Raw genomic sequence first — 7,296 nt, 5'->3', positions numbered from 1 at the left:
AGAAAATTCTAGTTGAGTCGTAAGTATTGCCATTTTTAGCAAGAGAGACAAGCATTACGTGCAACTTTCCCAATCAATTTCATAATCGATTTCATCTTCTTAACCTTCTTCTCCTTCACGTTGTATTGGTGCAGAGCCCGAAATTCTGAGTTGGTCATCACCATACACATGGTCACGAGATAGAGGAAACGACGCAAACGGGGTCGACCACGTTTGCTAAGTACCATCTTCCCTCGCCACTTCCCAGAACTTGCTTCAGCTAAGTTCATACCGGCGTGACGTAGTAGAGCATTTCCATGTGCATAACCGCTTAGATCACCAGCCTCACCAAGAATGCCAGCTAAGCTGGTTGCATTTACACCTGGGATTTCGAGCAGTTTACGAGCATAAGGAATACGCCCCAATATCATGTGGAGTTCCTGCTCAATCTGTTCAAGTTGGCGCTGAGCCAAGTCATATTCTTCTAAGAGTTGCTGTAGATGAAGTTTGTGGGCGTGAAGTGCTTGCGTGGCACCTACACTGCATTTCGCAAGTGCAATAAGTTGCTCTGCACGTTTGACACCAGCATGACGTTTCACGAATTGCTTCCAGCCAGCCAGAACTTGTTCAGTGGATAACCGGCTAATTTCTTTGGGTAATGGGAAGAGCCGAAGTGTAGCGATAGCACTGGTGCAAGTAAGAATCTTAAATACCTGACGCAGTTCAGGAAAGACAATATCTACCCAGCGATGAATCTGATTTACCGCACTGTTGAGACGTTTGGTCACGGTTTCTCGATTCGCCATAAGAATACGGAGTTCTTCGTAAGATTCTGCAAGAAATCGAACGGGAGAGTAGTATCCATTTTTCATTATATCTGCGATGACCAGCGCGTCTTTATGATCGCTTTTCGATGGCGTATTGTCCCGGTTTTCTTTGTTCTTTTTAACAAGATGGGGATTTACAAGCACAGTCTCAATACCTTGCGAATCCAGCCAGCGAGCCAGGCTAAGCCAATAATGTACCCGTAGGCTCCATACCAACAATGACTTTCTGAAGCTTATAGGATTTCAATAAATCTTGGATCCAACGTTTGAGAAAATTGAAACCTTCTAAATGATTGACGAATTTTAGGGGTGTGCCAAGTGCAATTCCTCGAAAGCTCACAGCCCGGGCAACATGGACTTCCTGAGCGATATCTACACCGACCACCAGATGATGAACGGTAATGTTTTCAATGAGTTGATTTTGTTTTTCTTGTGCTTTAAACTTCATGTTAGAGCGACCTCCTGATGTGGATTTTAAGGGCTTTTGACCCGTTGCGTACTCCCATCGTACAGAGGCGCTCTTTCTATTCAAACTCCAAATTTTTCGTTTTACAGGAATTCTAACGATAAACGTTAGTTCAAGAAAGGAGTATATATTTTAAAACCGATTTACGATTTCTGCAGCCAAGAAAGCAAGAAAGTAGGAGGTTTAATTTATGAGAGCTCCTCTGAAGTGGATAAGAGCCCTACTAAACCTTAGGGACAATCCGTTTAATATCTTATATTGGCTACTGCTGATAGCTTTTGTATATGTCTTGGTAGGTTTTTTGGGAATGAACTGGTCATGAATCCTTCCTTTAATTGTACGTATGAAGCTAACGAAAAAACGATAGCTGAACACAGCAGGGAGCAGCTTGCCAGTTGGCAGGCTGCTCCCTTACTTATGCAATACCAGCTAATAGCTTGTCAAGATTACCAGTAAAATGAACTTAAGTCATGTGGTATATTAAAAATAAGCATCCCAAATAACCCTCCAATCCCTTTTGTTTTGGAAGGTTATACCAAAGTGAAAATAGTTAGGCAGTACGGAAAGATTTTTTACTTTTCAGGATGACATAAAGCCAATGAACTAGCTTATTTGCACATGCGACTAATGCTACTTTATGTGGCTTTCCTTCTGCTCTTTTGCGATCATAAAAATCTTTAAGTCGCACATTACGAGAACGAATAAGTCCACACTGGACGGCCATAACTAGCGCATAACGAAGTTGCCTGGAACCACGTTTGGTAATTCGATTTCGTGTTGCCGTAAACTTTCCAGATGAGAAAACACTTGGATCAATGCCTGAAAAGGCTACTAGTTTCTTGGGATGATCAAAACGGTCGACTTCTCCAATTTCAGATAAAATTGTTGCCGCAATTTTAGGACCAATGCCGGGAATCGACTGGATTAAATCATATTCTTCAATTTCTTCAGCGAGAGCATCAATGTTGTTTTTAATTGAGACAGATGCTCTTGGTACTGAAGGATGAGCGAAATCAAAACTCTCAGGTTAACCAAGTGACTAGAATACATATTCTGTTGAAAAGGGTTTTGTTTTGCCGCATGTAGTAGACGCTTAACTCGCACACAGATCCAATTCTCTGACCTTCCTCGTTTTGAGGAGAGTAGTTCTTTGAATTTAGACTTAGGCATTTCTTCATCCGACTGCAACACCAAATATGAAGTCGGAAACTCATTTAGAAATCGAAGTGAAATGTTAGAATAGATGTCCCCGAAAACACCTTTGTACGTAGGGAAAACTTGATCAAGAACAGCTTGAAACTGCAGTTTAATCTGTACACACATCTTTGAAAGAGACTCATATTGTCTTGTTAGATAACGCAAATTAAGCAGCTGAACACCTCTTTTTTTATAGGGCTCAAATTCCTCTTTATAGTACAACTCTCCGAGCAAATAGGCATCAGCAGCATCTGTCTTCACCTTTCGAAGGTTGGACTTTCTAAGCCGATTTGAGATGAGCGGATTAATGACAATATACAAATAATGATGCTCCTCTAAAAACTGAACAACGGGACTCTGATAATGCCCGGTAGCTTCGAGAAGTAGCATTGGACGTAGTCCAGCAGCATGTTCAACATCCTGAATAATTTGAAGTAACTTCGCCAGCCCTTCTTGGGTATGTTCGAATTTAAACGTCCCTCTGTACGGTTTACCTCGCTCTAAAAAGGCTTGTCCATGGCTTTCATTTTTAGAAATATCCAGGCCAATCACTGGATTCATTTAAATGCACCTTCCTAATTTAGATTTACCGGTAGCCCCTGTGATTTCCTCTTGTCGCTCCATAGCATCGCTTGTTATACGGGATCAATGTCCCAACCAGCTTCAATCATGGTCATGACAAGTAGGGGTGAACATGATTGCACTCGGGATCAAGTCCCACCGGCAGGTACGTTCGACCCGGCTACCTTAATTCTTAAAGCTAATGAAAAAAGGGTCAACCAGAAAGAACTGGTTGACCTCATAATACGAACCGGCAGGTTACCTTAATTACACAAAGTGATGGATAAGATATAAATATAAGAGTTCTCTCCCAAACTATTAGAAAATTATTATGGTACGATGTCCTTATTCGGTTGTTTCAAGGGAAGGAAGATACCGTGCTAAATACTCAGGATGTTGCAATAAAAGCATTAACTTGTTATTCAATTACTTATCAATCAATAGCTCATATTGGCCAAAATGCAAACACCATCTATAAAGTTACAGATAAGGAAAGTAACTGCTATAGTTTGCGAATACATCTATCAAAAAATGATTCGATGGAAAGTATTTGGTCTGAGGAAAAAGTCATCCATTCAGAAATGATTTGGCTGGAATCATTAACAAATGATACTGATCTGGTGTTGCCATCACCTATAAAAAATAACATTGGTGAATATGTTACTAAGATAGCTGATATGAACTGTACATTGGTAAAATGGGTAGATGGTGAGCAAAAACAATTTGTTCCAACAGTCAATGATGCCGAGTGTGTAGGCGATTTGATCGGGAAGCTTCATAAACAATCGTCTTTTTGGAAGATTCCGTCATCATTTACTCGGCCGTCCTTTGATAATTCTAGAATTTCACAATCATTAGAAAAGCTTAAACAGGTTGCTAACGGTGGTGAACTCAATAAAAATGATGTGGAAATTTTGCGATTGGCCGGAGAGAGTGCAATTTTAATGATGAACGACATAGAAAGAACACCTGGAAATTGGGGGATAATTCACGCAGATTTGATTCCAAGTAATTTTGTGTTTCATGAACAAGAAGCTAGAGCCATTGATTTTGGGGCTTGTGGGTTCGGATATTATTTATTCGATTTAGGTTGGACACTTTCCTATATCCACCCAGCGTTCAGAAGGCAGTTGCTAGAATCATACGCAAAACAATTCGACCTGCCTCATAACTATGTCCAACAATTGGAAGGCTTCTTTGTAGCAGCCCAACTCGAAACAATGAATTTTTGGCTTGGGTTGCCTGACTCTAATGAGTGGTTACCCAGTCACATTAGTAAATTAGCAAGTCGGGAATTTAAGTTATATGTAAATAAAGAAGAATTTCTCTTTAGTGGTACTCCTTACTGGGAGTAGTGTGTTCAACTAACGAAAAAACGATAGCTCAATAAGAACAAGTAAGCAGCCGCTCAAAAGACCGGTTGCTTTTTCTTTTAGCTAATGAACAGGATAGTTCAATAATGTGAAGGAAATATAATAATATAAATCAGAGTCATTCAGTTATGTTTCTAGAAAGGAATAAAAGAATGTATCATATTGACATCAAAGTTGGAGAAAGTATTGGCGAACTAGAGCTTGGTATGACTAGAGATGAAGTGGAAATTATAACTCAAGAGCTGCCATCATCTATACACCATAATTTTAGTTATTACGGAAATAGGTTAAGGGAGATAGAGTTAGTTAATGGACGAAATATCTTAGCAGTCCTTGCTGGATACGATATTGAACTTTTCAGGACAACAGTTGAAGAGCTAGTGCCAAAATTAAGTGAGATCGCTCCGTGTGTAAAAGACCCTGACTATATGGATGGTACTTTGTTCAATTTTCCACAACTGGGTCTTAAGCTTTGGAGAGAAGACAATATGACTTTAAATGATTTAAAAGATGAGAAATATACAGCTTTGGATAAAGATGAGTTTGAATATTATCGAGAGAAATTATATTTCGATACAGTCTTGATATATCCTAGAGATGTAACAAAATAAATGGAGCCGTACAAAAAATGAATTGTGAAAAAATGAATTTCGAAAACCGCTAATTAGCGGTTTTTTTGTTTTATCAGTACGAAGTTCTTGTCCCGATTACCGAATAGATAAATACGCAACTGAAGTTTACAGCTATTTCATTCAACGGCAGCAGTACCTGCGACTGTGAAAGAAAGTCCTTCAGCTGCTCTGGATGTAAACTCTACTTTGTGGATTGAATCTCTTTTGTATAAAAGGCTTCATCCCGTCTATGCATAATTCGTATTTCGCATACCTACAAAGTTAATTATCGCCTTCGCTCTCGTATTTGCATCACTTAAGTTCTCGTGAAAATAAGATAGGTTTACAGAGGATTTTTCTTTTCCTTGCTTTATTAAATTATTTAAATATAGATGGTAACACTTATTCATAAAATCAATATCATCGCTAGTCATTAACGCCAAAACTAACCACCCATTAGAATCTTCATATAACTTCATTTCACTTGTATAAATAGCAGAATATAGAAATGAGGTTCCAATAAGACCCATAAAAGTCCACCAATAGGCCCTGTTATTATCCATTAATACCTCTGTTTTTGAAAAGTTGCCTTTCATATATGACAACATAATAGATGTGACATCTTCCAATTCCTTCAAGATGTCAGAGTGCCCTTTATATTGATTGTTAGAGTATTTCAAACTAATTGTAAGAGAGTTAATAATATTGTCTATAACTGATAAATCTAAAGGGTCCCATATTGAGACATTTTTCTTTACTATGATTGGCGAAATTATATCTTTTATAGGTAATTGATGATCAGTTTCATCTCCTGGTGTTACAGTATATCCATATTTCATCTTTTCTTTGTCTCGATCATAAATCATCTTAACAGTACAATCACCTTCACCGTCTGTAAGTAACTCCACTTCGTTTTTTGCTGGTATGTTATTTGAAACAGTATTATTCACAGCGAAGTTTTCTATTGGCATTTCAAAAGTATCCACGGGAATTATTCTATAAATCTCAGGATCTATTTTTAACCCAAAATATTTTCTCAAATCAACCATCGAATCATTTATTTTTTTTAACTCATCATATGTTTCTCTTGGTATAATTTCTTTTTTAAGTAGTTCATTTATCGAAGAGTATCTATTGACCCCCTGCTGGTTTTTTCTTATCCAAGTGATTTCGTAATGAAGAAACTTTCCAACAACATTTCCATCAGTTGTTACGAATTTTCTGTTTCTCGCTTCAGGAATATTAAGCATTACTTCTGCCAAAGCATCGTCTGATAATCCATGATTTTCTACTGGTTCGAATTTTGTATTAATGGAAGATCTGGTTTGTTCAGATTTGTTTTGTTCTTTCTTGCTCGTGTTGTCTTCTTTAAAAAGTGATCCCAAAAACGCTAAACTTAATATTGTTATAATAGCAATGAACAAATAATGAACCCCTTTCATGTATATTGTAACTATTTTACTATAAAAACCTTTATTTGTAACTTTATTAATTGAAATTAGATCACAAATTAGAGATAATTGACTACGTAAGCTAACATAATAATCATAAATTTTATCTTTAGACTATGGCCATCTGATTAAGCTCATGACATTATACTTAAGCTGCATCAATATCAGAGGAGGTACAAAGTTCAAGAAATTCGGATTTGAATTCACTGTTAAAACAAGTGAACAGGTTAGAATGAAAAATAAGGCTGTATACTGCTGTTAAAATGCCAGATTGAACTTTATTCCAAACAGCTACTGCTGCTCTTGGTGAAGAGTTCGCATGCTTTCATGAATTGGAAGAATTACAAGGGTATGAAGGTGTATTTCGCAGATTTGTAATCCTTATGACAGCGTAGAATTTGTAGAGGTGACCGAAGAAGAATTAGAATATGACCTCTAACTCATTAACAATATACCAAGGAAATGTTTATGATGAAAAACAGCTCACGAAATGATTTGAAAAAAAGTGTCGCACGTGGATTGAAAAACCGTGACAATAAAACCCCTTCGGTAATGCCGTCTATCCTATTTGAACAAAGTTTAAGCTTAAAATACCCAGTACTTCACCTAAAATTTCTTTTTAGATAGGCGGGATGGAGTAGGTCTGTCCTTCGGAAACGACTCGCCAGTCTATCTTTAAAGAACTGCAACACAACATTCGCTATATTCCAGAATAAAAAGCTTTACATAACTGGATTTTATCTAAGGCCAATTTTTGTCTAATAATATGTTATAGCTGAATCAATTTCATAATTCTAACCCCTTGCTGTAACAAGGTTTTTTAGGCATAGA

The 7,296-nt window shown here is 37.5% G+C and carries 3 protein-coding genes and 2 pseudogenes; 2 read left to right on the top strand and 3 right to left on the bottom strand.

Features of this window, described 5'->3' with window-relative positions; genetic code table 11:
• Both GQY27_RS20780 and GQY27_RS20775 read right to left on the bottom strand, forming a co-directional pair.
• Positions 1 to 1,254 (bottom strand): annotated as a pseudogene (locus GQY27_RS20780) (IS110 family RNA-guided transposase); the annotation flags it as partial.
• Positions 1,255 to 1,822: 568 nt separating this feature from the next.
• Positions 1,823 to 3,030: pseudogene (locus tag GQY27_RS20775) on the bottom strand (IS110 family RNA-guided transposase).
• Between the two features lie 377 nt (positions 3,031 to 3,407).
• Here GQY27_RS20775 and GQY27_RS20770 point away from each other — a divergent pair.
• Positions 3,408 to 4,385, top strand: a complete 978-nt coding sequence (locus GQY27_RS20770; protein ID WP_160037174.1) for a phosphotransferase — start codon at positions 3,408 to 3,410, stop codon at positions 4,383 to 4,385.
• Positions 4,386 to 4,555: 170 nt separating this feature from the next.
• Positions 4,556 to 5,014 carry a hypothetical protein gene (locus tag GQY27_RS20765; RefSeq protein WP_160037173.1) on the top strand — a complete coding sequence of 153 codons (459 nt, stop codon included), beginning with the start codon at positions 4,556 to 4,558 and terminating at the stop codon, positions 5,012 to 5,014.
• A gap of 248 nt (positions 5,015 to 5,262) precedes the next feature.
• On the opposite strand, the gene GQY27_RS20760 is transcribed toward GQY27_RS20765, so the two are convergent.
• Positions 5,263 to 6,438 carry a hypothetical protein gene (locus GQY27_RS20760; RefSeq protein ID WP_160037172.1) on the bottom strand — a complete coding sequence of 392 codons (1,176 nt, stop codon included), beginning with the start codon at positions 6,436 to 6,438 and terminating at the stop codon, positions 5,263 to 5,265.
• Between the last annotated feature and the right edge of the window lie 858 nt (positions 6,439 to 7,296).

It is taken from the genome of Paenibacillus sp. An7 (assembly GCF_009870785.1).
Lineage (GTDB): Bacteria > Bacillota > Bacilli > Paenibacillales > Paenibacillaceae > Paenibacillus.
Note: the sequence above shows the minus strand (reverse complement) of the source record. Positions and strands in the feature narration are given on the sequence as shown.

What these genes read in the sequence shown, in the direction of transcription:
- GQY27_RS20765 (WP_160037173.1), top strand. Translation starts at nt 4,556, where the DNA reads ATGTATCATATTGACATCAAAGTTGGAGAAAGTATTGGCGAACTAGAG.